The organism is Sphingomonas sp. LT1P40 (genome assembly GCF_036663835.1).
Lineage (GTDB): Bacteria > Pseudomonadota > Alphaproteobacteria > Sphingomonadales > Sphingomonadaceae > Sphingomonas.
The window spans coordinates 689,414-711,946 of the sequence record NZ_JAXOJT010000002.1 but is presented as its reverse complement, the minus strand read 5'-3'; the positions used below and the strand labels follow the sequence as shown (position 1 = coordinate 711,946).

Annotated in this window: 26 protein-coding genes; 18 read left to right on the top strand and 8 right to left on the bottom strand. The window is 66.1% G+C overall.

Annotated elements, in window-relative coordinates; all coding sequences use genetic code 11:
• The first annotated feature begins 37 nt into the window (after positions 1-37).
• The 16 genes from U1702_RS14955 (at position 38) to U1702_RS14880 (ending at position 13,018) form a co-directional block, all read left to right on the top strand.
• Complete coding sequence (locus tag U1702_RS14955) at positions 38-304, top strand: spike base protein, RCAP_Rcc01079 family (RefSeq protein WP_332725982.1); 267 nt, start codon at positions 38-40, stop codon at positions 302-304.
• Positions 304-1,236, top strand: a complete 933-nt coding sequence (locus U1702_RS14950; RefSeq protein WP_332725981.1) for a phage head spike fiber domain-containing protein — start codon at positions 304-306, stop codon at positions 1,234-1,236. Before U1702_RS14955 ends, U1702_RS14950 begins: the two co-directional genes overlap by 1 nt.
• A gap of 27 nt (positions 1,237-1,263) precedes the next feature.
• Positions 1,264-1,806 (top strand): head-tail connector protein, encoded by a 543-nt coding sequence (locus U1702_RS14945; RefSeq protein WP_332725980.1) that lies wholly within the window; start codon positions 1,264-1,266, stop codon positions 1,804-1,806.
• Positions 1,803-2,003, top strand: coding sequence for a hypothetical protein (locus U1702_RS14940; RefSeq protein ID WP_332725979.1), 201 nt, complete (start codon positions 1,803-1,805; stop codon positions 2,001-2,003). Before U1702_RS14945 ends, U1702_RS14940 begins: the two co-directional genes overlap by 4 nt.
• Positions 2,000-2,389 (top strand): DUF3168 domain-containing protein, encoded by a 390-nt coding sequence (locus tag U1702_RS14935; protein ID WP_332725978.1) that lies wholly within the window; start codon positions 2,000-2,002, stop codon positions 2,387-2,389. Before U1702_RS14940 ends, U1702_RS14935 begins: the two co-directional genes overlap by 4 nt.
• 102 nt (positions 2,390-2,491) lie before the next feature.
• Positions 2,492-2,899 carry a phage major tail protein, TP901-1 family gene (locus U1702_RS14930; RefSeq protein WP_332725977.1) on the top strand — a complete coding sequence of 136 codons (408 nt, stop codon included), beginning with the start codon at positions 2,492-2,494 and terminating at the stop codon, positions 2,897-2,899.
• A 68-nt stretch (positions 2,900-2,967) separates the two neighbouring features.
• Positions 2,968-3,261, top strand: a complete 294-nt coding sequence (locus U1702_RS14925; protein WP_332725976.1) for a gene transfer agent family protein — start codon at positions 2,968-2,970, stop codon at positions 3,259-3,261.
• Complete coding sequence (locus tag U1702_RS14920) at positions 3,258-3,452, top strand: phage tail assembly chaperone (protein WP_332725975.1); 195 nt, start codon at positions 3,258-3,260, stop codon at positions 3,450-3,452. Before U1702_RS14925 ends, U1702_RS14920 begins: the two co-directional genes overlap by 4 nt.
• On the top strand, positions 3,445-4,002 hold the full coding sequence (locus U1702_RS14915; protein WP_332725974.1) for a tail tape measure protein: 558 nt from the start codon (positions 3,445-3,447) through the stop codon (positions 4,000-4,002). The genes U1702_RS14920 and U1702_RS14915 overlap by 8 nt, the downstream gene beginning before the upstream one ends.
• A gap of 255 nt (positions 4,003-4,257) precedes the next feature.
• A complete protein-coding gene (locus U1702_RS14910) occupies positions 4,258-6,537 on the top strand; it encodes a DUF2460 domain-containing protein (protein ID WP_332725973.1) in 2,280 nt (759 codons plus the stop codon).
• 526 nt (positions 6,538-7,063) lie between these two features.
• Complete coding sequence (locus tag U1702_RS14905) at positions 7,064-7,861, top strand: phage/gene transfer agent baseplate hub protein (RefSeq protein ID WP_332725972.1); 798 nt, start codon at positions 7,064-7,066, stop codon at positions 7,859-7,861.
• Positions 7,858-8,238 (top strand): peptidoglycan endopeptidase, encoded by a 381-nt coding sequence (locus U1702_RS14900; protein WP_332725971.1) that lies wholly within the window; start codon positions 7,858-7,860, stop codon positions 8,236-8,238. Before U1702_RS14905 ends, U1702_RS14900 begins: the two co-directional genes overlap by 4 nt.
• 1 nt (position 8,239) lies before the next feature.
• Positions 8,240-10,399: a phage tail protein gene (locus tag U1702_RS14895; RefSeq protein ID WP_332725970.1), complete on the top strand. Its 2,160-nt coding sequence runs from the start codon at positions 8,240-8,242 to the stop codon at positions 10,397-10,399.
• Positions 10,400-10,404: 5 nt separating this feature from the next.
• Positions 10,405-10,905 carry a DUF2793 domain-containing protein gene (locus tag U1702_RS14890; RefSeq protein WP_332725969.1) on the top strand — a complete coding sequence of 167 codons (501 nt, stop codon included), beginning with the start codon at positions 10,405-10,407 and terminating at the stop codon, positions 10,903-10,905.
• Between the two features lie 108 nt (positions 10,906-11,013).
• Positions 11,014-12,132, top strand: a complete 1,119-nt coding sequence (locus tag U1702_RS14885) for an OmpA family protein (RefSeq protein WP_332725968.1) — start codon at positions 11,014-11,016, stop codon at positions 12,130-12,132.
• A 190-nt stretch (positions 12,133-12,322) separates the two neighbouring features.
• Positions 12,323-13,018: a phytanoyl-CoA dioxygenase family protein gene (locus tag U1702_RS14880; protein WP_332725967.1), complete on the top strand. Its 696-nt coding sequence runs from the start codon at positions 12,323-12,325 to the stop codon at positions 13,016-13,018.
• Here U1702_RS14880 and ygfZ read toward each other — a convergent pair.
• Positions 13,007-13,747 (bottom strand): CAF17-like 4Fe-4S cluster assembly/insertion protein YgfZ, encoded by a 741-nt coding sequence (ygfZ, locus tag U1702_RS14875; protein WP_332725966.1) that lies wholly within the window; start codon positions 13,745-13,747, stop codon positions 13,007-13,009. The two genes, U1702_RS14880 and ygfZ, sit on opposite strands and share 12 nt — an antisense overlap.
• 44 nt (positions 13,748-13,791) lie before the next feature.
• Between ygfZ and U1702_RS14870 the strand changes: the two genes are divergently transcribed.
• Positions 13,792-15,117: a dihydroorotase gene (locus U1702_RS14870; protein WP_332725965.1), complete on the top strand. Its 1,326-nt coding sequence runs from the start codon at positions 13,792-13,794 to the stop codon at positions 15,115-15,117.
• Positions 15,118-15,509: 392 nt separating this feature from the next.
• On the opposite strand, the gene U1702_RS14865 is transcribed toward U1702_RS14870, so the two are convergent.
• Positions 15,510-17,339, bottom strand: a complete 1,830-nt coding sequence (locus U1702_RS14865) for an ABCB family ABC transporter ATP-binding protein/permease (protein WP_332725964.1) — start codon at positions 17,337-17,339, stop codon at positions 15,510-15,512.
• Between the two features lie 84 nt (positions 17,340-17,423).
• Here U1702_RS14865 and U1702_RS14860 point away from each other — a divergent pair, with 84 nt between their 5' ends.
• The gene (locus U1702_RS14860) at positions 17,424-17,654 is read left to right on the top strand and encodes a hypothetical protein (protein WP_332725963.1); all 231 of its coding nucleotides are present in this window, start codon (positions 17,424-17,426) and stop codon (positions 17,652-17,654) included.
• Positions 17,655-17,666: 12 nt separating this feature from the next.
• Here U1702_RS14860 and U1702_RS14855 read toward each other — a convergent pair whose 3' ends face one another.
• Genes U1702_RS14855 through crtY form a run of 6 tightly spaced genes read right to left on the bottom strand, consistent with a single transcriptional unit; the run spans position 17,667 to position 22,513 of the window.
• Positions 17,667-17,864: a hypothetical protein gene (locus U1702_RS14855; protein ID WP_332725962.1), complete on the bottom strand. Its 198-nt coding sequence runs from the start codon at positions 17,862-17,864 to the stop codon at positions 17,667-17,669.
• A 48-nt stretch (positions 17,865-17,912) separates the two neighbouring features.
• Positions 17,913-18,857 carry a phytoene/squalene synthase family protein gene (locus U1702_RS14850; protein WP_332725961.1) on the bottom strand — a complete coding sequence of 315 codons (945 nt, stop codon included), beginning with the start codon at positions 18,855-18,857 and terminating at the stop codon, positions 17,913-17,915.
• Positions 18,854-19,435: an LOG family protein gene (locus U1702_RS14845; protein WP_332725960.1), complete on the bottom strand. Its 582-nt coding sequence runs from the start codon at positions 19,433-19,435 to the stop codon at positions 18,854-18,856. The genes U1702_RS14850 and U1702_RS14845 overlap by 4 nt, the downstream gene beginning before the upstream one ends.
• Positions 19,432-19,878: a T6SS immunity protein Tdi1 domain-containing protein gene (locus U1702_RS14840; protein WP_332725959.1), complete on the bottom strand. Its 447-nt coding sequence runs from the start codon at positions 19,876-19,878 to the stop codon at positions 19,432-19,434. The genes U1702_RS14845 and U1702_RS14840 overlap by 4 nt, the downstream gene beginning before the upstream one ends.
• A complete protein-coding gene (locus tag U1702_RS14835) occupies positions 19,875-21,443 on the bottom strand; it encodes a phytoene desaturase (RefSeq protein ID WP_332726399.1) in 1,569 nt (522 codons plus the stop codon). The genes U1702_RS14840 and U1702_RS14835 overlap by 4 nt, the downstream gene beginning before the upstream one ends.
• The gene (gene crtY / locus U1702_RS14830) at positions 21,350-22,513 is read right to left on the bottom strand and encodes a lycopene beta-cyclase CrtY (RefSeq protein WP_332725958.1); all 1,164 of its coding nucleotides are present in this window, start codon (positions 22,511-22,513) and stop codon (positions 21,350-21,352) included. The genes U1702_RS14835 and crtY overlap by 94 nt, the downstream gene beginning before the upstream one ends.
• Between the last annotated feature and the right edge of the window lie 20 nt (positions 22,514-22,533).

Genomic DNA, 22,533 nt, shown 5'->3' with positions numbered 1-22,533 from the left:
GCGAGCGGTGCCCCTTCTTCGTTTTCGGGGAGGATTTATGAGCGACCAATTCCAGAATCATGCCGATCAGGTATCGGCACCGGCGACGCGGGCGGTGGCGGTGGTGCCGCATGACAGCAATGCGCTGAGCGATATTCCCAAGGCGCTGTTTGTGGGCACGGGCGGCAACATCACGATGCGCGGGGTGAACGGCACCGCTGATTCGCTGTGGAAGAATGTGCCCGCCGGAACGGTGCTGCCGTTTCGTGCGCGCTATGTCCGGGCGACCGGAACGACGGCGGCCGATATGCTGGCGCTGTACTGATGGGCGTGATCGGGCTGGAGCTGCGCCAGCGGCGCGGGGTCGCCGGATTCGACTTTTCGACTGGTACGTTGCCGCCGGGGGCGAGTTTCGCGCGTGCATCCTTGGCCACGCGCTGGTCGAGCGCCGGGGTGCTGGCGAGCGAGGCGGCGGATGTCGCGCGGTTCGATTATCATCCGCTGACGCTGGCCCCGCGCGGCCTATTGATCGAGGCGGCACAGACCAATGCATTGTTGCGGTCGGGCGAACTGGCCGTGTCGCCGTGGAGTGCGCCGGGAGCGACACTCACCGGCGGGCAGCCTGCGCCCGATGGCGGCACGGGCGCGACGCTGGCCAATGATGGCGGGGCGAGTTTCGGGCAGCTGACGCAGAGCATTGCCGCGACCAGCGGGACGATCTGTCTGTCCGCCTATGTCCGCAAGGATGCGGTGGGCAAGGCGAGCCGGTTCATGGTGTTGCGGCTGGGGACCAATATCGACCTGGGGCTGGATACCGCGACCGGCGAGGTGGTGGATATCCGGGGCACGGCGGCGGGCGTCGGAATCGAGGATTGCGGCGCATGGTGGCGGCCGTGGATCGCGACCTCGACGAGCGTGAGCGGCACGGTGCTGTATCCGGCCTGGGGCGCGGGCGCGATGGTGCTGGCGAGTTCGGGCGCGGCGGTGACGGGGAGCGTGACGCTGTTCGGCGTGCAGCTGGAAGCGCGATCGACGCCGTCGAGCTATGTGCCGAGCGGGGCGGCTGCGGGAACGCGAGCCGCCGACGTGCTGACGCTGAACTGGGCGATGCATGGCGTGCCCGATGGCAGCGTGACAGTGCGATATGGGTTCGATGACGGCAGCACGCAGGATGTGGTGATGAGTGTTGCGGGCGGGGTGGCGGTGGTGCCGGACACGCTGAACCGGCGGCGCATCTTGAGTGTGCGGTTGGCCTGACTTCTCAGATAAATCGGGAGAAATGAGATGGACGCTGGCTTTCCGGCGGACGTGGTCGCGGCTGCGCGCGATGCGGTGAAGACGCATTTGCGCAGCGTGGGCGATGGCGAGGATGCGCTGATTTCGCAACATGCGGTGAGTGCGCTGGCATTGTGCGAGGCGTTTACCGGGCAGGCGACGATCGTGCGGACGCATGTTGCGATCGTGTCCGCCGGGAGCGGCTGGCGGCGGCTGGCGATGGCACCGGTGGTGGCGATCACGACCGTGGAGGGGCTGCCCGCCGAGGGAGCTTCGTTCGCCTTCGCGGCGGATGCCTATGCCGTTGATATCGATGCCAATGGCGAGGGGTGGGTTCGCGTGCTGTCGCCGGGTGCGGCGGGGCGGGCGCGGGTGACCTATCAGGCGGGGCTGGCGGCGGATTGGGCGGGGCTGCCCGCGCCGATCGCGCAGGGCGTCGTGTTGCTGGCGGCGCATCTGTTTGCCGGGGCGACGAGCGAGCCGCCGGCGGCGGTGACGGCGCTGTGGCGACCGTGGCGGCGGGTGCGGCTGAGTGCGGAGCGGGCGGCGTGAGCGGCTCGGCTTGGGCAAAGCGGATGGGCGAGCGGGCGGCGGCAAGGGTGCGTGCGCGGGTTGCTGTGGCGCTGCGGGAACGGTTCGGTGACGCCGTGCGCGAGGATGCTGACGGTGTAGTGATCGAGGCGCGCGGGGTTGCGCGGCGGTGGCTGAGCGATCCGGCGCTGCGCTGGATCGCGGGGCTGATTCGATGAGCGCCCGCGAAATGTTGCAGGCGGGGGTCTGCGCTGCGCTGAGCGAGGCGCTGGACGGGGTCGCCGTGTTCGACGCACCGCCATTGCGCGGGCCGATGCCGCATGCGGTGGTCGAGGAGCCGCTGCTGATCGACTGGTCGACCAAGGATATTGCCGGACGTGAGGGGCGGGTCGCGGTGCAGCTGTTCGATGCGGGCGAACGGCCGGTGCGGCTGCGCGCGCTGGTCGGGCTGGCCGAGGATGCGGTCGAGGGAATCGAGCCTGTTTTGGGCGAAGGGTGGCGGATCGTGACGATCGGGCTGGTGCGCAGCCGGATCGTGCGGGCACGTGATTCCGGTTGGATGGCGATGAGCGAGTTTCGGGTGCGGATGTTGCGGGAGAATTAGGTCCTGACCCGCGGGGTTCCGCCATCTGCGCGGCGGCCCCTCCACCAGCTTCGCTGGTCCCCCTCCCCGTGCCGGGGAGGATTTAGAAGAAGGAGAAGTCAAATGGCGGCGGAAAAGGGAAGCGCGTTTCTGTTGAAGGTTGGGAACGGAGCGACGCCGGTGGTCTATGCCACCGTGGCGGGGCTGCGCACGACGCAGTTGAGCGTCAATGGCGAGGCGGTGGCGATCACGTCGAAGGATTCGGGCGGGTGGCGCGAGTTGCTGTCGGGAGCCGGGGTGCGGTCGGTCAGCGTTTCGGGCGCGGGGGTGTTCACAGGCTCGGCGGCGGAGGTCCGGGTCAAGGGCAATGCGCTGTCGGGCGTGTTGGACGATTACCGGCTGAGCTTCGAGAGTGGCGAGACGATGACCGGGCGGTTTCTGGTCACGCGGTTGGACTATGCCGGGGATTTCAATGGGGAGCGGTCTTATACGTTGTCGCTGGAGAGCAGCGGCGTGGTGGTTTCGGCGTGAGTGGGGGGATCGGTGAGACATCGACCCACCCCCGGCCCCTCCCTTTCAGGGAGGGGAGCGCAAATGGCGTGCGGGGGGAGGCTTCGCTTCGCGTGGGCGGCGTGGCGCTGGTGTTGCGGCCTTCGTTCGCGGCTTTGGTGTCGGCGGAGGAGGAATTGGGGCCGTTATTTGCGCTGGTCGAACGGGCGGCGGACGGGCGGCTGGGGCTGGGTGAGATGGTCGGGCTATTCTGGCATTGCCTGCGCGACGTGCCCGAGGGACTGACGCGCCAGGCGTTTGGCGAGGGGGTTGCGGCGGGGGGACTCGCGGCGGCAACACCTGCGCTGAAGGTGCTGCTCGGGCAGATTCTGGCGGGTCGATGAGTTGCTTCGCGGAGGCCGCCACGCGGCTCGCGGGGCAGGCGGGGGTGGTGTTCGGGTGGATGCCGGACGTGTTCTGGGCCGCGACGCCGGCGGAATTGCTGGCTTTGGTGACGGTGCTGGCGGGCGACGAGGTTGCGCCGCCGGATGCGGCGACGCTGGCGCGGATGAGGGAGGCGTTTCCGGATGGATGAGGAAATCGAGCGGCTGGTGGTCAGCGTGCGGGCGGACACGCAGGGATTTGCGCGCGACGTGGCGGAGATGCGCGGGAATATCGACGGGCCGTTGCAGGCTGGTGCGGATCGCGCGGGGCGCGCGGTCGAGAGTGCGCTGTTGCGCGCGGTGCGGACCGGCAAGCTGGGGTTCGAGGATCTGAAGCGGGTGGCGTCGCAGGTGCTGGCGGAGATTGCCGCCGAAGCGGTGCGGGGTGGGCTGGCTTCGATCTTTGGCGGTGGTGCTGGCGGCGGGATCGGCGGGTTGCTTGGGGGACTGTTGGGGCTGCCGGGGCGGGCGACGGGCGGACCGGTGTCGTCGGGACGGGCCTATGTCGTGGGTGAGCGCGGGCCGGAGCTGTTCGTGCCGACCGCGAGCGGGCGGGTGGATGTGCCGTCGGCTGGCGGCGGGCGCGATGTGCGGGTGGCGATTACGATCAACGCGACCGGTGGCGAAAGCGCGGGGGCGTTGCGGCAATCGAGTCGGCAGGTGGCGCGGGCGGTGAAGGCGGCGTTGAGCGGCTTGGATTAGGCGTTAGCAAACCAGGGAATTGCAGCCTTCGCACCGTCAACGGCGGCACTGAGGGATTCGTAAAGGATGGTTCGCCAATGCTCCATGCAGGGTCGACGGGCGCGTCGAACACGACCCAACAATCTTCCGAGAAACGAAACAGACCTTGGTCGTTCATGTCGAAAACGACACGGCGCAAACCGTCGGGGCGTACTCTGGAGGCCTGATCAATCGGGTTCATATTCCGAATTTGCAGCAGTTTTGAGGGGGTAGGCAATGGCTTATTGGCTGGCGTCCGAACGAACAGTGCAGGTGGAGGGCGTGATCTCGCGCTTTGACCCCGCATATTGGACGGTGAATTTTCCGCGGCCGATGATGGCTTCGGTCGTGACCACCGCGCCCGACGCATTGCGAGTGGATGCGGTGTTTTACCGGCAGGATGATCTGGCGGGGCTGATCTGGGAAAGTGAGGATCGGCATGACCATCCGTTGCTGGCGTATGAGACGTCACGGGATTTTCGCGGGTGTCGGTTGGCGTTTCGGTGGCGGTCGGCGGGAGTGCTGGCGCTGGATGCCGTCAACGGCCCGGTGCTGACGATCGAGGGGCGAGACGCGGCGGGCGAGCCGCGCGCCTGGTATGTGCGACTGTGGAATTATGCGGTGGGCACACCGGAGGATTGCGTCGTCAGCCTTGATTTCGCGAGCGTTGACGGTGGCTTCATGCTGCCGGGTGAGGCCGATCCGGTATGGGCGGGCGATGTCGACCGGATGTTCGTGAGCCTGGTGCCGGAGGGGTTTACCGGGGACGATGCGGCGCTGAGCGTGCCGGTCGAGGGCTGGGTCGAGCTGAGCGAGATCGCGGTGTCGGGGCCGGGCGCGGTGCTGAGCATTGGCGATGTGGTGGTGCCGGAGCATGGGCTGTCGATCTGCTCGGGCTATGACGACAGCTATCATGTAACGCCCGAGCGGTTGCTGCGGAATGCGCTGCAGCTGGGGTATCGCGGGGACATCGTCCATTATGTGGGGATGAGCCATTATTTCCGGCTGGAGGCGGCTTCGGGGGGCCATTATGCCAGCCTGACGGGCGGGGCGCTGAACGCACCGTGCGCGGCGTGGCATGCGGATTTTGCGGCGCGGGCGAAGGCGCTGGGCTATGGCGTGATCTGGTCGCTGTCATATGAATTGCTGGATCAGCATACCTGGAATGACTGGAAGCAGCGGGCGTTTGACGGGTCGCCCGCGCAGACCGGATGGGTGCCGCCATCGGCGTTGCTGTCGCCCGCGCATGGCGGGGCGATGGGCTATTTGCAGGCTGTGGCACGGGCGTTCGTGTGGATCGCACAAGGTGCCGGGGTGGCGGTGAAGTTTCAGGTGGGCGAGCCGTGGTGGTGGGTTATGGCCGACGGGCGGCTGTGCATCCATGACGATGCGGCGAAGGCGGCTTTGGGCGATCCGGGCGAGCAGAATGTGCGGCACGATCCCGATACTGCGGTGCTGGATGCGGCGGGGGCGTTGCTGGCGGCTTCGACGGCGGCTTTGGGGGATGCGGTGCGCGAGGAAGCGGCGGGGGCGACGTTGTTGCTGCTCGCCTATCTGCCGACCGTGCTGGACCGGGAAGCGCCGGAAGCGATGCGGGCGAATTTGCCGGTGGGTTGGGCGTGGCCCGCCTTCGATGTGTTGCAGCTGGAGGATTATGACTGGGCGGCGGCGGGCAATGCCGTGGCGAGCGCTCGCGGGGTGGCGCTGGCGGAGGCGCGGCTGGGCTATCCGGTGGACAAGCAGCATTATTTCAGCGGCTTCGTGCTGAACGCTGAGGACGCCGCACAATGGCGCGGGATATCCGATGCGGCGGATGCGGCGCGGCGGCGGGGGGTGGCGGCGACGTTTGTCTGGGCATTGCCGCAGGTGATCCGGGAGGGATTCGTGACATTCGATCAGGAGGATGATGTGCAGGCATTTGACGATGTGCTGTTCCCGATCGCGCTGGGGCGCGAGGCGGAGGTGGCACCCGAGGTTTCGACCGCGATCCTGACCAGCGCGGGCGGGCATGAGGCGCGCAATGCCGCCTGGGCGGAGGCGCGGACGCGCTACGATGTCGGGCCGGGGGTGCGCAGCGAGGCGGATATCCGGGAGTTACTGGCGTTTTACCGGGCGCGAATGGGACCGGCGCGGGCGTTCCGGCTGCGCGATCCGTTCGACGATTGCTCGAACGACGAGGGCGATCCGGGGGCGCTCGATCAGATGGTCGGCGAAGGGGATGGCGAGGTCCAGTCGTTTCCACTGGTGAAGCATTATGGCGAGGTGGCGCGGCGGATATTCCGGCCGGTTGCCGGGAGCGTGCGGGTCGCGGTAGATGGCGTCGAGACGGCGGCGTTCGAGCTGGACGGCGGTGCTGTGGTGCTGGACGATCCGCCGGAAGAGGGCGCGGTGGTGACCGCCGGGTATCGGTTCGATGTCACCGTGCGGTTCGCCGAGGATTCGCTGAGCGTGAACCGGGCGACGTTTATGGCTGGGGCGGCGCCGAGTGTGCCGTTGGTGGAGGTGCGAGAGGGTTAGGGTATCGGCCCTTTGAATGGGAGTTGATTGCCGATTGTGCGGCTGCCCTCGTCACAATGACCTTCTTTACCGCAGCTATATTCGCGTTCGATAAGCGTCCGGAGGTCTTCCAGCTTTGTGCAGGATGCACCCATTTCCGCTTCGAACCGAACAGGCGGTTGCGGCGAAAGGCCCGACGCGGTGCGCAGGTATTTTGTGATGACTTCAAGTGAGGTCGGACGCCCCATCCAGTAAGTTTTATCGTTCCGATCAAGCGATACGACGACAGATGCCGCGATAAGCCCGTGGGGATGAGGCTCGCCCCAAGAGACGCGGGGCGGCGTGCAAGCGTATTCCGGTTCTGCGGGCGCGCAGCTTATGGCGAGTGTGCTTAGCAGCAAGGCGGAACAGAGGCTGCGTCTCATAGCGCTTCGTAACTGCGTTAGGTTGACGGGACAATTGCAGCGTTTCGCTCGCGGCCCGCCGCCTCCACCGTCCTGCGGACGTCCCCGCTCCCCGTGCCGGGGAGGATTCTCTGGAGACATTTATGACCTGGCTACAGGAACCCCTTGCCACGATTGCGCTGTGCTGGCGGATCGAGCGGCGGGATGGGGTGGCGATTGGTTTGACGGCGCATGACCGGGATTTGAGCGTCGATGGCTTTGTCTATCGCGCGGCGCCGGGGATGACGCCGTCCGCGGTCAAGCGCAGCGCGGGGTTCGATGCGGACAGCATGGATGTAACCGGGGCGCTGACCGGGGCGGCGATAGCGGAACGCGATCTGCTCGCGGGGCGCTGGGACGGAGCGCGGGTGGTGGTGTTTGCGGTGGACTGGACCGAGCCCGGTGAGACGGTGGCGCTGGGCGAGGGTACGATCGGGGCGGTCGAGACGAAGGATGGCGTGCTGACGGCGGAGTTGCGCGGGGTGGCGGCGGCGCTGGAGGGGCCGGTGGTCGAGGCGACGTCGCCGGAATGTCGGGCGGAGCTGGGCGACAAACGGTGCCGCGTGGCGATGGCGGGGCGGCGGCGCTTTGCCCGCGTGGTTTCGGCGGCGGGGGCGGTGCTGACGCTGGATGCGATGCCGGGCGACTGTGCGGGCGGGCGGGTACGCTGGTTTACGGGCGGTAATTCGGGGCTGGAGGATGCGGTTGGTGCGTCGAGCGGCGCGACGGTGACGTTGCGGCGGGTGCCTCGGTTCGATGCTGTCGGCGCGATGGTCGAGGTCAGCGAGGGGTGCGACAAGTCGATCGCAACTTGCGCGGGACGGTTCGGGAATGCGGCGAATTTTCGCGGGGAACCGTATCTGCCGGGGATCGATTTGCTGACGCGCTATCCCGGCGCATGAGGTCGCTGGAAGTGGCGCGGGCAGCGCTGGGCGCGCGGTTTCGGTTGCACGGGCGGACGGTCGAGAACGGACTGGATTGTATCGGGCTGGCGGGGCTGGCTTTTGGGGCGAAGGTGCCGCGCGGCTATTCGCTGCGATCGGGGGATGAGCGGGCGATACTGGCGGGCGTGGCGGATGCCGGGCTGGTACCGGTGAGCGACCGGCGAGCTGGCGACCTCATTCTGTTTCGGGCGGGGCCGGGGCAGCTGCATCTGGGCATTCAGAGCGAGGGCGGCGTGATTCATGCGGATGCGTCGCTCAGGCGCGTGGTCGAGCGGCCGGGGGTGGCACCGTGGCCGGAAATCGCGCGCTGGCGGACTCTGGGGCGGGAGAGATAAGATGGCGACACTGATTCTGACGACGATCGGCGGCGCGATTGGCGGGCCGATCGGGGCGATGCTGGGCGGGATTATCGGGCAGAGCGTGGACCGCGAATTGCTGTTCAAACCCAAGGGGCGCGAGGGGCCGCGACTGACTGAACTGGCGCTGCAAACGTCGAGTTACGGGACGCCGATCCCAAAATTGTTCGGGACGTTACGCGTGGCGGGATCGGTGATCTGGGCAACCGACCTGATCGAACATCGCCACCGTGAGGGTGGCAAGGGGCGGCCGACCGTGACCAGTTACAGCTATACCGCGTCGTTCGCGGTGGCGCTGTCGGCGCGACCGATCCTGTCGGTGGGGCGGATCTGGGCGGACGGGAAATTGTTGCGCGGGGCGGCGGGGGACTGGAAGGCCAATACCGGCTTTCGGCTGCACCTGGGCGGTGAGGATCAGGCGGCGGACCCGTTGATCGCGTCGGCAGAAGGGACGGGATCCGCACCGGCGCACCGCGGCATGGCCTATGCCGTGTTCGAGAATCTGGAGCTGGCCGATTTCGGCAATCGCATCCCGTCGCTGACGTTCGAGGTGACGGCGGATACAGGGGCGGTGAGTGCGGGAGCGATCGTCGCCTCGGTATCCGGCGGCGCGGTGGCGGGCGGCGAGGCGGTGACGGCGATCGGGGGCTTTTCGGCCTATGGCGGGTCGCAGCGCGGGGTGATTGAACCGCTGGTGCAGGCGACCGGTGCGTGGCCACAGACGAACGGAAGCGAGCTGGTACTCGCCGCCGGTGGCGGTGAGGTCGTCACCGTCACGGATAACGGGATGCGGGGTGCTGGCACGGGCAATCGCGCCATCGCCGCCGCCGACCGCGCGCCACGCCGCGTGACGCTGAGCCATTATGATCCCGCGCGCGATTATCAGGCGGGGCTGCAATCCGCCGTCCGGCCGGGGGCGGGGCATCGTGAGGCGGCGATCGAGCTGCCTGCGGTCCTGTCCGCAAGCGAGGCGAAGCAACTGGCCGAGGCAGCGCTGGCGCGGGCGGATGTCGAGCGCGAGCGGCGGACGGTGACGACCGGCTGGGACGCGCTGACGATTCCACCGGGCGGGCGGGTCGAGATCGCGGGCGAGCCGGGGCAGTGGCGCGTGGCGAGCTGGAGCCTTGAGGCGATGGCGGTGACGCTGGAGCTGATCCGGATAGCGCCCGCAGCACTCCCCGCCAGCGCGTCGCCGGGGCGGGTGCTGGGTGCGCCGGACGATGTGCAGGGCGAGACGATCGTGCATGCGTTCGAGCTGCCGCATCTGGGCGAGGGACTGCTCGCCTCGCCACGGCTGATGATTGCGGCGTGCGGGACCGAGCCGGCATGGCGGCGCGCGGCGCTGGCGCTGAGCGTCGATGGCGGCGTCCGCTGGGAATCCGCCGGCGTGACCGCTGCACCGGCGGTGATCGGGGTGGTTGAGACGCCGGGGGGCGCGGCGGACGCGGCGATCGAGGACCGGAACGGCGGACTGGTGGTCGAGCTGGCGCATGACGGGATGGTGCTGAGCGATGCCGATGATGTTGGACTGGATGCAGGGCTGAACCTGGCGCTGGTCGGCGACGAGCTGTTGCAGTTCGGCGAGGCCGAATCGCTGGGCGACAATCGCTGGCGGCTGACGCGATTGTGGCGCGGGCGGCGCGGGACCGAAGCGGCGATTGGCGAAGCTGTGGCCGGGGACCGTTTCGTGCTGATCGACGCAGCGACGCTGGCGGTACGGGATGCGGTGGGCAGCGTCGGCGCGACGGTGTCGGTGCTGGCAACCGGGGTGGGCGATCCCGATGGGGTGGAGGCCGATGCGCCGTTGACCGGCGCGTCGGTGGTGCCGCCCTGCCCCGTCAATTTGCGGGCCGAGATGCAGGCGGATGGCGCGGCGCTGCTGCGCTGGACGCGACGCAGCCGCGCCGGGTGGCGCTGGATCGACGGGGTGGATGCGCCGCTGGCCGAAGAAGCCGAACGCTATCAGCTGCGAATCACACCCGGCACGATGCCCGAACAGACCGCGACGACGGAAACGCCCGAGCTGTTGCTGGGGCCGGAAATCGTGGCGGCGGGACCGGTAGTCATCGAAGTGCGTCAGGCGGGCGACCACGGCCTGTCTGCGCCCGCGCGGCTGGTTCTTTCAACGATCGAGGAGTGATTGCCATGAGCGTGAGTGCGCGATTCGGATTTCCCCTGCTTTCTGCGGGACAGGCGCAGAAGGAAGTGTCGCATAATGAGGCACTGACACTGATCGATACGCTGGTGCAGTCATGCGTCGAATCGATCGGCAACAATGTGCCGCCGGCCGATCCGGTGCCCGGACAAAGCTGGATCGTGGGGACCTCGCCCGAGGATGAGTGGGACGGCGAAGCCGATTCGCTGGCGTTGTGGACGTCGGGCGGGTGGCGGTTTGTTGCGCCGCGCGAAGGAATGGCGGTGTGGGTGGCGCAAGAAAGCCTGTGTGCGCGCCATACCGGCGGCGCATGGCAACTGGGCATCACCCCCGTTGCGAGCGTAATGATCGACGGCGAGCAAGTCGTCGGTGGACGCGAGACGGCGATCGAGGACCCCGATGGCGGTGGCGTGACCGATATCGAGGCACGGGTGGCGATCACGGCCATTCTGGATGCCCTGCGATCGCACGGATTGATCGATACCGCCTGACTGTGACGTAACGGCAACAGTCCCCGGATTTTGTTCGCTTGCGCGGAAACTTTCCACACGGTAGGAAGTTAGCGCTGTCCGATGTGACAAACAAGAAAGGGGATTACTATGCGGAAGCTTGCCGTAACTCTGGCACTCGCTTCGACCGCGCTCGCCACGCCCGCTCTCGCCCGCGACGATGCGTGGTACGTGGGCGTCGAAGGCGGCGCGATGATCGTCGAAGACATTAATTTCGATATCGGTGCCGTGACCAACGCGGGCCGCGTCGATCACAACTATGGCTGGGACGTCGGTGGCGTCATCGGTTACGACCTCGGCGGGTTCCGCATCGAGGCCGACGTCAGCTATCGCCGCGCCACCGTGGACGGCTACAGCGCGACAATCACGACCCCGGCCTATTCCAACGGCGGCGTGCTCTATAACGTCGGTGCCGGCAGCTACACGGCTGGTGGCAAGACCTCGGCGCTGGCCTTCATGATCAACGGCTTGCTCGACTTCGGTGAAGACGATGGCGTGCAGGGTTTCATCGGCGGCGGTGTGGGCGTTGCCCGCGTCAAGAGCCAGTATACCCTGAACGGCAATGGCGACTGGCTTGACGATTCGGACACTGTGTTCGCGTGGCAGGCCGTTGCAGGTCTGCGTCAGCCGATCAGCGAGAATGTCGACGTCACGCTGAAGTATCGCTTCTTCAACGCTGACGATGTTCGCCTGATCGACGTGACCGGTCGCACGAACGAAGGCCGGATGCGTTCGCACAGCCTGCTGGGCGGCATCACCTTCAACTTCGGCGCACCGACTCCGCCGCCACCGCCGCCGGAGCCAACGCCTCCGCCGCCGCCTGCGCCGGTTCCACCACCGCCGCCTGCGCCTGAGGTTTGCACCCCAGGGCCGTACATCGTGTTCTTCGAGTGGGACAAGTCGGACATCACGCCCGAGGCAGCCGGTATTCTCGACAACGCGATCTCGGCATATCAGAGCTGCGGTAATGCGCAGGTCATGCTGGCAGGTCACGCCGATAAGTCGGGTGCGGCAAGCTACAACGTGGGTCTGTCGCAGCGTCGCGCCGACTCGGTTCGCAGCTACCTCAGCGGTCGCGGCATCCCCGATGGCGTCATTGCCTCGGAAGCGTTCGGCGAAAGCCGTCCGCGTGTCGAAACCGCCGACGGCGTCCGCGAACTGCAGAACCGCCGCGTGGAAATCATGTACGGGCCTGGCTCGGGCATGTAAGCCACACGGTCTGCATTGCAGATCGACAAGATTTGGGGAGGTCGGGACACCGGCCTCCCTTTTTCTTTGTGCGGCACCGGTCCTGTTCGTTGGGTACGGCGAAGCCCTCTCCGGACATAATCGAGTGAAATCTGCGTCGGGCAGGCCGCGCATTTGCATGGCTTAAGGCTGCGCGCTACGCCAGCCGACGATGCGCGCGACCGAGCAAATTCTAGCGACCGACAAGATGCAGTTCGCGCGGGACGGTGCCCTACGGCTGACCGGTGCCGTAGCCTCGCTGCTTCCGGCCCTGCGCGACATCGCCGCGACATTCGCGCCCGACCGCGCCGGCATCAGGCTTGCGGGCAGCCCCGCGCTTGGGCAGCTGATCGGTAAGGATGGCGCGGGCGGCATCGCCGCAGCCCCATTTATCGGCGCGGAGGCGCGACCGGTGCGTGCAATCCTGTTCGACAAGACGCAAACGACGAACTGGTCGCTCGGCTGGCATCAGGATCGGACCATCTGCGTTTATGAACGGCGCGAGGTCACTGGTTTCGGGCCGTGGACGATCAAGGCGGGCATGCATCACGTCGCGCCGCCGATTGACGTGCTAAAGCGGATGGTGACGATCCGCATCCATCTCGACGATGTACCTGCGACCAATGCGCCACTGCTGATCGCACCGGGATCGCACCGGCTGGGCATGGTGCGCGAATACGCGATCGACGCGGTGGTCGCGCGGTGCGGGGTCGATATGTGCCTGGCCATGGCGGGCGATATCTGGGTCTATTCGACGCCGATCCTGCATGCGTCCGAGGCCGCGCGCGAACCGGCGCGACGCCGCGTGTTACAGGTCGATTATGCCGCGTTCGACCTGCCCGGCGGGCTTATCTGGTCAGGGCTGTGACGCGAGCGCGTCCGCGAGCCAGCCGGGCATGATCGCATCGCTCAGCGCCTCCACACGGCGATGCTCCACCGCGAGACCGAGGTCCGGGTACACGGCGCGGGTGCGATCGGTGGCTTCACCGAGCGGTACGACGACCAGCCGCCGGTTGACCTTTGACCGGTAGTTCATCCGCGCGGTGTTTTCCTGGCCGACATAGCACCCCTTGGTAAAGCTCACGCCGTTCAGTTCGGCGGCGTTGCATTCGAGCCAGAGGGTTTTGTCCTGACCCAGCTCCGCGAAGCCTTCGGTGACGCCGAGGCGGAGGCGATGTTCGCGCCAGCCAGTTGCAGGGTCGCCGGATACTTCACCGAGCCAGCGCTGGCCGAGGTCGGGCAGACGGGGGTCGGCAACCCCCTCCCCTGCCACGAGCGACCAATGCACGCCGCCCTTGATCGCCTCGATCGTGATCGCACGGCGCAGGCGATAGATCGAAAGGCGACGGATCAGCGCATCGCGCTGCTCCGCTTCGCAATCGATCAGGATATCTTCGCCATCGGCCCACAGGATGAAGTCGAACAGCGCCTTGCCCTGTGGCGAGAGCAGTCCGGCCCATAAGGGTGCGTCGGGCTGGACCAGCGCGACATCCTGCGTCACCAGCCCATGCAGAAAGCCGCGAACATCCTCCCCCGCGATACGGATTAGGGCGCGGTCAGCGAGCAGGGTGGCCCGCTCAGTACTGGAATCACTCATGGCGAACAGGTAGGACGCGGGGCAGGCAAGCGAAAGAGGCTGAGATGGCGACGTTCGATCTGAAGCTCACCGGTGGCACGGTGCATCTGCCCTCCGGACCGGCGCAGGTCGATGTCGGGGTGCGTGACGGAAAGGTCGTCGCGATCGGTGCGACTGGCGACGCGGGCGAGACGATCGACTGCTCCGGCCTCGACATCCTGCCCGGCGTGATCGACACGCAAGTGCATTTCCGCGAGCCGGGGCTGGAGGCCAAGGAAGACCTTGAATCGGGCAGCCGTGCTGCTGTGCTCGGCGGGGTGACGGCGGTGTTCGAGATGCCGAACACCAAACCCAATACCGACACCGCCGACGCGGTGAACGACAAGCTGTCGCGGGCGAAGAACCGGATGTGGTGCGACCACGCTTTCTATGTCGGCGCGACCAATCACAACGCCGCCGACCTTGCCGAGCTGGAGCGGATGCCGGGGACGGCGGGGGTCAAGATCTTCATGGGCGCATCGACCGGCGACCTGCTGGTGTCCGACGACGCCAACCTCGCGCGGGTGCTGGCGTCGGGGCATCGCCGCGTCGCGATCCATGCCGAGGACGAGTTTCGCATGAACGACCGGCTGGACAAGCGGGTCGAGGGCGATCCGTCATCGCATCCGGTTTGGCGCGACGATGAGTCGGCGATTCTGGCGACGCGCCGCATCCTGAAACTGGCGCGGGAGGCGAAGCGGCGCATCCACGTGCTGCACGTGACGACGCCGGCCGAGCTGGAATTGCTGAGCCAGCACAAGGACATTGCGACGTGCGAGGTCACGCCACAGCATCTGACGCTGGCGGGTGAGGACGCCTATCCGCGCCTTGGCAGCTATGCACAGATGAACCCGCCGATCCGCTCCGCCGCGCACCGCGACGGGCTGTGGCACTGGCTCAATCAGGGCGTGCCGGACGTGCTGGGATCGGACCACGCCCCCCACACGATCGAGGAAAAGGCGAAACCCTACCCCGACTCGCCCAGCGGGATGCCGGGGGTGCAGACGTTACTCCCGCTCCTGCTCGACCATGTGGCGAAGGGGCGCATGACGCTGCAGCGGCTGATCGACCTGACCAGCGCGGGGCCACAGCGGGTGTTCGGACTGGTCGGCAAGGGGCGGATCGCGGCAGGCTATGACGCCGATTTCACCGTGGTCGATCTGAAGGCGCAGTGGACGGTCGAGGAAAGCTGGCTCGCGTCGCGCTGTGGCTGGTCGCCGTTCACGGGGGATCGGCTGACTGGAAAACCGATGGGGACGATCATTCGCGGGCGGCGAGTGATGTGGGACGGGCAGTTGGCGAATGCGGCGCACGGGCGGCCGGTGCGGTTCGAGGCGGTGGAGTTCGGGTGATTTGCGAGTTCGGCTTTTCTTAATTTGCGCCGCCAGCTTTGTCGCCGTGGCTAACACCAGAGCAGTGACAGTTGTCACGCCCGGCCCATTCTATGTCCGGTTTGGGGACGGTTCGAGTTCGTCGGACAGAGCCGAGGTCACACGGGTCGTCATGTCGGTATGGCGTTCACTGCCCAGTGCGCCAATCCATTTGTGCTCAACACCGTCTCGATCAGGTAGCGAACAGCGCTGGCGCAAAAAAATGCGCAGCTCGCTTGTCGCGCAAGGTCTGCACAAGAAATGGATACGAGAAGACGGTATGTGCGACGCGGCGTTGTCAAACGAACGGCCGATGGATGCTGTCGTCGCTATCATCGGTCCCAGTGCAACGACTCGAAGCGCCGCGCCTTGAATCACTCCGCCGCCTCAGCCACCGCCTCCCGCTCCGCCTGCTGTCGCGCCCACATGTCGGCATAGACGCCGCGTAGTTCCAGCAGCTCGGCGTGCGTGCCGCTCTCCGCGATCTCACCGGCTTCCAGCACCACGATCCGGTCGGCATTGACCACCGTGGACAGCCGGTGCGCGATGACGATCGTCGTGCGGCCGCGCTCGATCGCTTCCAGCGTGTCGAGAATCTCGCTCTCAGTCCGCGAATCGAGCGCGCTGGTCGCCTCATCGAGAATCAGGATCGGTGGGTCTTTCAACAACGTCCGCGCGATGGCGACGCGCTGCTTCTCGCCGCCCGACAGCTTCAGGCCGCGCTCGCCGACGCGCGTGTCATAGCCATCGGGCATCGATTCGATGAATCCGGCAATCGCCGCCCCTCGCGCCGCCTGTGCGACTTCGTCCGCCCCTGCACCTTCGCGGCCATAGGCGATGTTGTAGCCGACGGTGTCGTTGAACAGCACGGTATCCTGCGGCACGATGCCGATCGCGGCGCGCAACGACGCCTGCGTCACCTGCGAAATATCCTGTCCGTCGATCGTCACGCGCCCGCCGTTCAAATCGTAGAAGCGATAGAGGATGCGGGCGAGCGTGGACTTGCCCGCGCCCGACGGGCCGACCACGGCGACGGTCTGGCCGGGCCGGATCACCAGATCGATGCCCTTCAGGATGTCACGGTCGCGGTCGTATCCAAAGCGGACATCCTCGAACCGCACTTCGCCCCGCCCGACGACCAGCGGCACGGCGCCCGTCACATCCTTCACCTCGGCATCGGTGTCGATCAGGTCGAACATCGCGCCCATGTCGATCACGCCCTGCCGGATCGTGCGATAGACCCAGCCGAGCATATCGAGCGGGCGGAACAGCTGGCTGAGTAGGGTGGAAACCATTACCACATCGCCTGCGGTGAACTCGCCGGTGGACCAACCCCATGCGACAATCGCCATGCCGGCACCCAGCATGATATTGGTGATGATCGACTGGCCCATATTGAGCCAGGCCAGCGAATTCTCGCTCTTCACTGCGGCCTTGGCATAGGAATCGACCGCCGCCGAGTAGCGATCCGCCTCACGCTTTTCGGCGTTGAAATATTTTACCGTCTCGAAGTTCAGCAGCGAGTCCACCGCATGCGCGACCGCGCCGGTGTCGAGGTCGTTCATCTGCTCGCGCAGTTTCGACCGCCAGTCGGTAACCCAGCGGGTGAAAGCGATGTAGATCACCACCATCGTCATCGTCGACGCAACCAGCCACCAGCCGAATTCGCTTTTGAAGATCTGTAGCACCAGCGCGAGTTCCAGGATCGTCGGCGCGATGTTGAACAGCAGGAAATACAGCATCGAATCGATGCTTTTCGTCCCGCGCTCGACCACCTTGGTCACTGCCCCGGTGCGGCGTTCCAGGTGAAAGCGCAGCGACAATTGATGGAGATGGCCAAAGGTAACGATCGCCAGCCGCCGCGTCGCATCCTGCCCCACTTTCTCGAACACGGTGTTGCGCAGATTGTCGAACACCGTGGTGGACAGCCGTGCGGCGGCATAGCCCACGACCATCAGCACAACGAATGTCGCGGCACCGCGATCGCCCAGCGCCATCGCATCCACCGCCGCCTTCAGCGCATAGGCCGCACCATAAACCTGCACGACCTTCGACAGCACCACCAGAACCAGCGCGCCGACGATGCGCGCCTTCAACCCCGGAGCATCCTTTGGCCACAGATACGGCAGAAAGCGCCGCATGGTCGGGATCAGCGGGCGTTCGGGCGTGCCAGGGGGCTGGGTGGTGGCGGTATCGGGGGGCATTGCGCGCTATCTGGGGGCGCGGCGCGCACGATGCAAACGGAACAGCTTTTCGCTTCGCTCGTTAACACTTGCGAGGAGGACGACATGGAACCGGTTTTTTACGTGATGGCGATCCTTGGCTGCGTTGACGGGCAAGATCAATGCCGCGAAGCCCGTGTCGAGCCAGTCCGTTACGAGAGCGCGGCACAGTGTCAGGCTGCGATGTCGACCGTGTTGCCGCGCCACATGGATCTGTCCTATCCCACCGTCGCCGCCGCTTGCCAGCGCAAGGGGCAGCAGACCGCTCGCAACGAAGCGCGTCCCCCGCGCGGCTGATTGCGCGACGGGTTAGGAGTGGTTCTGAATGGGCAACGCCCAGCGAATTTGATTCCGCAACAATGATTCAAGCTCCGGCGCGCCGGCATTATGCGCGGCCGCGCGCTTGCGCAGCAGCGTGAGCAGCAAATCGGCACGGCTGGCGGGTGGTGCCGGCTTCACTCGACCCTTGGCCAATGCGCGCGACAGATGAAGTGAAAGCGCGGTCATGGCACAACCTGTGCGCCGCGCGGCTTTACCACTTCTTACGACAAACGGTTAACGCGGACGCGTCCATAATTCAGCAGGGCGTGGCGTCGGGGGGTATAGCCGCTTCCGTCCGACCGATTGCGCCCATGCGCGCGCAATCCAGCGCAATTTCTGGATGCCGCTGGTCCCCGCACGGTGATCCCATGCGTGGTCACCCCGCGCCACGACTTCGCGCGCGATATCCCCGTAAATCCCAGCTGCTGCCAGCACCGCCCAAGCCGATCGAAAGCCCAGAGCCGGCGTACCGATCCTTGCGCTTGCTTCATGCGCCTGTGCCATTTCGCCCAGCCATTTGGCGATGACGACCAGACGCGGGCGGAGATGGGGCTTCATGTGCTGGCCCGGCGGCATGTCCATTTCGACCAGCCATTCCATCGGCAAATAACAGCGCCCGATGCGGTCATCCGCCTCGATATCGCGGGCGATATTGGCCAGTTGAAAGGCGAGGCCGAGGTCGCATGCCCGGTCGAGCGTGGCGTCATCGTTGGGGTCCACGCCCATCACCACAGCCATCATGCACCCAACCGCGCCCGCGACATGATAGCAATATTGCATCAAATCATGCTCGCTGCGCGGCCCCCACCCCTTTGCATCGAGCGCGAACCCGGCGATCACGTCATGCGCGAACCGGGGCGGCATGCGCGTTTCCTCCGCCACGATCTTCAGCGCATCGAATGCCGGGTCGCCGGTCCATTCCCCCGCCAGCGCCTTGTCGGTCAGCGTGCGGATACGGTCGAGCCGCGCGGCGGGGTCGGTCACCGGCTGTGCGTCATGGCCCGACGTTTGACCGTCCGCCAGATCGTCGCATTCGCGGCACCACGCGTAGAGCAACCATGCCCGCTCACGCGTTTCGCGGTCGAACACTTTGCTCGCCGCCGCGAAACTTTTCGAGCCCTTTGAAATGCTCTCCCGCGCCGCCGCGACGACGGCTGCGCGGGTCGGTTCCGCCGTCACAGGTCCTTGCTGCCGATCTGGCCGATGGTCGTGGTCGGAACATGCGCAGCCATTTTCGCCAGCAGCCCCTCCAGCCGGTCATCGATCAGCAGGATCGACTGATGCTGCGGCCGCAGAAACCCGACCTCACCCATCTTCGCCACGAATTCGATCAACCCGTCATAATAGCCGGCGACATTGAGCAGCCCGACCGGTTTGGCGTGATAGCCGATCTGCGCCCAGCTCATCGCCTCCCACAATTCGTCCATCGTGCCGGTCCCGCCGGGCAGGGTGACGAAGCCATCGGACAGGTCGGTGAACGCCTGTTTACGCTCATGCATCGTGCGCACGATGTGCAATTCGGTACAGCCACGATGCGCGACTTCGGCATCGACCAGCGCCTGTGGGATCACCCCGATGACCTCGCCCCCCGCTTCCAGCGCGGAGTCCGCGATCGCGCCCATCAGCCCCAGCCGTCCACCGCCATAAACGACACCGATGCCACGTTCCGCCAGCGTGCGACCGACGAAGCGGGCATTCTCGACATAGGCCGGGTCGGACGGGCTCGCGGACCCGCAATAGATGGCAAGGCGTTTCATTCTACCACTTTCAATTGCACCTGCGCGCCCTCGGGCAATTCATGAGTTTGCCGTTCGAAATCGCCTGTGAACAGGATCAGTTCTTCGACTGGCATCGTGCAAAGATTGTCATGGCCATAGTCGCCCCTTAGCAGCGCCAACGTGTTGAGCGTATAGCATCGCCCAGTTGCCGGATCGCCGAGCCGCGCATGCGCCGCATCGACCAACGCCCGGGCTTCCCAGACTTCACGAACATCGGGCTCGCGCATGTGCGTGAACAGGCCCGCCTCATCGGTGGCGACCTGTTCCAGCGTCCGCAACTCGGGGTCGAGATACCAGAAAGCCTTCTTGGCATCGCGAACGATGAGATGGCCGAACGGGCTGATCGCCGTCACCGCATCAGGTTCAATGCCCTTCCAGCCCCAGCCTTCACGAATAGCTTCCACCAACGCCGCGCTGGTCACTCCCCCTGCTCCAGCATCAGCGCCGCCGTCGCCTTGGCGCTGCCGACCACGCCGGGAATCCCCGCGCCCGGATGCGTGCCCGCGCCCACGAAATACATGTTGGCAATCGAATCGTCGCGGTTGTGCGCGCGGAAATAGGCGCTTTGCGTCAAGATCGGCTCCAGGCTGAACGCGCTGCCCAGATGCGCGGCGAGGTCGTTCTGGAAATCGTTCGGGGCATAGCTGAATTTGGTGACGATCCGGTCGTGGATGTCGGGGATCAGGCGCCGCCCGACTTCGTCGAGGATGCGCTTTTCCAGGATCGGCGCGATCTCGGTCCAGTCGACCGGGAACTTGCCCATGTGCGGCACCGGGCACAGCGCATAAAAGGTCGAGCAACCCTCCGGCGCCATCGACGGATCGGTGACGGTCGGGTGATGCAGATACAGCGAGAAATCCTCGCTCAGCACGCCGGTGTCGTAAATGTCCGACAGCAGCCCTTTGTAGCGCGGCCCGAACAGGATCATGTGGTGCGGAATGCCAGGCCAGCTGCCCTTCACCCCGAAATGCACGACGAACAGCGATGGGGAGTAGCGCTTCTTCTCAAGCTTCGTCGCGGTCCGTTGCGCACTGCGTGAGCCTTTGAGCAAGTCACGATAACTGTGGACGATATCGGCATTGCTGGCGACCATATCCGCTTCATAGCGCGCACCGGACTTCGTCACGACCGCCGTCGCACGCTCGCCCAGCGTCTCGATCTCCGCGACCGGATCGTCCAGCTTCAGCACCCCACCCAGCCGCTCGAACTGGCGCACCAGCCCCGCGATCAGCCGGTTGGTGCCGCCCATCGCGAACCACACGCCGCCATCGCGCTCCAGCTTGTGGATCAGCGCATAAATCGCACTGGTCGTCATCGGATTACCGCCGACGAGCAAGGTGTGGAACGACAAAGCCTCACGCAATTTCTCGTTCTTCACAAAGGTCGAGACCATCGAATATACGCTGCGCCACGCCTGGTATTTTGCCAGCGCCGGGGCCGCCTTGATCATCGACGTGAAGTCGAGGAACGCGACCGTCCCCAGCTTCTCATACCCCTCGTGATACACCCCCGCCGAATATTCCAGGAACCGGCGATATCCGGCGATGTCGCCCGGATCGAGCTTGGCGATCTCGCTCGTCAGCAGCGCATCGTCATTGGTGTAGTCGAAATTGGTCCCGTCGGGCCAGTTTAGCCGATAGAACGGACTGATCGGCGCCAGCGTGACGTCGTCGGCCATGCGGTGGCCGGACAGCGCCCATAATTCCTCCAGCGCTTCGGGTGCGGTGATGACGGTGGGGCCTGCGTCGAAGGTGAACCCATCCTTCTCCCAATAATAGGCGCGCCCGCCGGGCTTGTCGCGCGCCTCGACGATGGTCGTGTCCACGCCCGCCGATTGCAGGCGGATGGCCAGCGCCAGTCCGCCGAACCCTGCGCCGATAACGACTGCCCGCTTCATCCCGCTTTTCCTCTGATTGCGTTGATTGCCCGTCCGACAGGTACGGGTGGCTTGCCGGTCAGGATGCGCGCCCGGTCCAACAGGCTCGATTGCCCGGCATAAAAACGTGCGATCAACCCCGCGTCCAGCCGATAGAAGCGTTCGAGAATGCGGTAACGTTCCGCCGGTTCTGCCGCCCGGAACAGCATCGCCGAGAGCATGCGATAGAAGCCGCGCCGCTTCCACTGTCGCCGCGCATAGCCTTGGGTCAGCTCATGCAGCCCCGCGCCCGACAGGTCGCTCGCTCCCGCGATCATGCTCGCCAGCCGCACCGCATCGGGCAGCGAGTAACTGGTCAGCGGATGAAACAGCCCCGCACGCACCCCGCCCTTGGCCACGCGGTTGCCGCCGCTGCGCCAATATTCCTCGAAATCGCCGCCCATCACCACGGGCAGCGACCCTGCCTCCTCGCGCGTCACTGCCTCGACCGCGATGTCGTGCGCCTGCATCCAGGCGTCGATCCGCGCGCTCAGCGCCGCGCGGTCGATGTCGGGCGTGTCGCTGTAATAAGTATCCTCGACGAACAGCCGGGTCGCCGCGAACGGCAGCGCATAGACGAAGCGATAGCCGTCATGCTGCGTCACCGTCGCATCCATGATGATCGGGCGCTGCACCGCATGCGGCTCGGCCAGCGCAACTTCGCGGCCCAGAAACTTCTGCCAGCCCAGATCGAGTTTCTTCAGGTCCCCCGCCCCCCGGCAATCGATCACGCCCCCCGCCTCGACCCGGTCGCCATCGGCCAGCACGACGGCTTTCGCGCTGGCCCCCAGAACCTTGCGCCGTGTCATCACCGCGCCCTCCGGCATCGCCGCGCGCACCACCGCGTTGAACCGCTCGGACTCGATCGAATAATAGGGCGCCGTCAGCGTGCGGGCATGATCGGGAAAGGCGACGTCATAGCTGGTCCAGCCATAGGAGATCAGCGGCGCGACCAGCCAGCGGTCGCTCGCCGCCACATCGCTGGCAAAGAACGACCACAAATGATTGCCGCCCAGCACCGGCCCGCCCTCGACGATCCGCACATCGAGATCGGGGCGCTTCTTCCTGAGCGCGAGCGCGATCAATCCGCCCGCAAGCCCGCCACCGACAATGGCGACGTCGCAATGGATGATGGCCGGCATGGTGCGGCGACTAGCGGATT

Excerpts from the sequence above, each read along its gene's own strand:
- U1702_RS14915 (WP_332725974.1), top strand. The coding sequence starts at position 3,445 with ATGGATGAGGAAATCGAGCGGCTGGTGGTCAGCGTGCGGGCGGACACG.
- U1702_RS14865 (WP_332725964.1), bottom strand. The coding sequence starts at position 17,339 with ATGCCCCCCGATACCGCCACCACCCAGCCCCCTGGCACGCCCGAACGC.
- crtY (WP_332725958.1), bottom strand. The coding sequence starts at position 22,513 with ATGCCGGCCATCATCCATTGCGACGTCGCCATTGTCGGTGGCGGGCTT.
- U1702_RS14930 (WP_332725977.1), top strand. The coding sequence starts at position 2,492 with ATGGCGGCGGAAAAGGGAAGCGCGTTTCTGTTGAAGGTTGGGAACGGA.
- U1702_RS14895 (WP_332725970.1), top strand. The coding sequence starts at position 8,240 with ATGGCGACACTGATTCTGACGACGATCGGCGGCGCGATTGGCGGGCCG.
- ygfZ (WP_332725966.1), bottom strand. The coding sequence starts at position 13,747 with ATGAGTGATTCCAGTACTGAGCGGGCCACCCTGCTCGCTGACCGCGCC.
- U1702_RS14955 (WP_332725982.1), top strand. The coding sequence starts at position 38 with ATGAGCGACCAATTCCAGAATCATGCCGATCAGGTATCGGCACCGGCG.
- U1702_RS14845 (WP_332725960.1), bottom strand. The coding sequence starts at position 19,435 with ATGAAACGCCTTGCCATCTATTGCGGGTCCGCGAGCCCGTCCGACCCG.
- U1702_RS14950 (WP_332725981.1), top strand. The coding sequence starts at position 304 with ATGGGCGTGATCGGGCTGGAGCTGCGCCAGCGGCGCGGGGTCGCCGGA.
- U1702_RS14870 (WP_332725965.1), top strand. The coding sequence starts at position 13,792 with ATGGCGACGTTCGATCTGAAGCTCACCGGTGGCACGGTGCATCTGCCC.
- U1702_RS14890 (WP_332725969.1), top strand. The coding sequence starts at position 10,405 with ATGAGCGTGAGTGCGCGATTCGGATTTCCCCTGCTTTCTGCGGGACAG.
- U1702_RS14935 (WP_332725978.1), top strand. The coding sequence starts at position 2,000 with ATGAGCGCCCGCGAAATGTTGCAGGCGGGGGTCTGCGCTGCGCTGAGC.
- U1702_RS14910 (WP_332725973.1), top strand. The coding sequence starts at position 4,258 with ATGGCTTATTGGCTGGCGTCCGAACGAACAGTGCAGGTGGAGGGCGTG.
- U1702_RS14900 (WP_332725971.1), top strand. The coding sequence starts at position 7,858 with ATGAGGTCGCTGGAAGTGGCGCGGGCAGCGCTGGGCGCGCGGTTTCGG.
- U1702_RS14905 (WP_332725972.1), top strand. The coding sequence starts at position 7,064 with ATGACCTGGCTACAGGAACCCCTTGCCACGATTGCGCTGTGCTGGCGG.
- U1702_RS14880 (WP_332725967.1), top strand. The coding sequence starts at position 12,323 with ATGCGCGCGACCGAGCAAATTCTAGCGACCGACAAGATGCAGTTCGCG.
- U1702_RS14920 (WP_332725975.1), top strand. The coding sequence starts at position 3,258 with ATGAGTTGCTTCGCGGAGGCCGCCACGCGGCTCGCGGGGCAGGCGGGG.
- U1702_RS14885 (WP_332725968.1), top strand. The coding sequence starts at position 11,014 with ATGCGGAAGCTTGCCGTAACTCTGGCACTCGCTTCGACCGCGCTCGCC.
- U1702_RS14860 (WP_332725963.1), top strand. The coding sequence starts at position 17,424 with ATGGAACCGGTTTTTTACGTGATGGCGATCCTTGGCTGCGTTGACGGG.
- U1702_RS14945 (WP_332725980.1), top strand. The coding sequence starts at position 1,264 with ATGGACGCTGGCTTTCCGGCGGACGTGGTCGCGGCTGCGCGCGATGCG.
- U1702_RS14855 (WP_332725962.1), bottom strand. The coding sequence starts at position 17,864 with ATGACCGCGCTTTCACTTCATCTGTCGCGCGCATTGGCCAAGGGTCGA.